Genomic DNA, 686 nt, shown 5'->3' with positions numbered 1-686 from the left:
ATACTTCCAAGTTGATACTAGATACTCAATAACCTCTTGGTCCTCTATCTTGCATTCCATGAATAATAACAGCTTGACCGTGTATTCATTTTTCAAAAAAGGTAAGCTGTACGTCACTGCTACCCAGTGCTCAAAACCTAAGTCTGTCTGCTCTACATTTGCTAGTTCAATCTTCAAAATGTTCATATTTTCTTCCTCCTTACTTATCTATTCGTAAAAAAATAAAAAAGTAGTGAAAAAATCATTACTTTTTTTAATTCAGAAAGTACTTTCAGAGCAAACAAAAAACCGCAAGCCTGGGCCTGCGGTGAAAGAACAATTTAGAAAGTTTCCTTTCTATTTATTTTGTAGTAATGAGCCCGTTAGGCTCAACAGTAAACTCTGGCTTATCTGCCATGCTACCGTCTGGTTTGAGGTAGTACCAGCCTGTGCCATCTGCGGATTGGATAAAGGCATTTGATACCATGTTTCCGTCCTTGCTATCAAGGTAGTACCAAGTATCTTTGTACTTGACCCAACCCGTCTGCATAGCACCTTCTACATCGAAATAGTACCAGCTTTCAGCGATCTTCTTCCAACCTGTTGCCATGGCACCTGATTTATCAAACCAATACCAATGACCGTCTGTGTGCTTTTTCCAACGTTCTGCTAACATGTAGCCTGAGTTGTCGAAGTAATACCAGACA

At 39.5% G+C, this 686-nt stretch carries 1 protein-coding gene and 1 pseudogene; both read right to left on the bottom strand.

What is annotated here, in order from left to right; all coding sequences use genetic code 11:
- Window positions 1-186 (bottom strand): DUF7720 family protein (locus HMPREF2613_RS04985; protein ID WP_070479412.1); only part of this gene is annotated, 186 nt, incomplete at its 3' end.
- A 154-nt stretch (window positions 187-340) separates the two neighbouring features.
- A pseudogene (locus tag HMPREF2613_RS04980) lies at window positions 341-686 on the bottom strand (autolysin); the annotation flags it as partial.

Origin of the sequence: Streptococcus sp. HMSC070B10, assembly GCF_001808665.1 — a bacterium.
GTDB lineage: Bacteria > Bacillota > Bacilli > Lactobacillales > Streptococcaceae > Streptococcus.
Note: the sequence above shows the minus strand (reverse complement) of the source record. Positions and strands in the feature narration are given on the sequence as shown.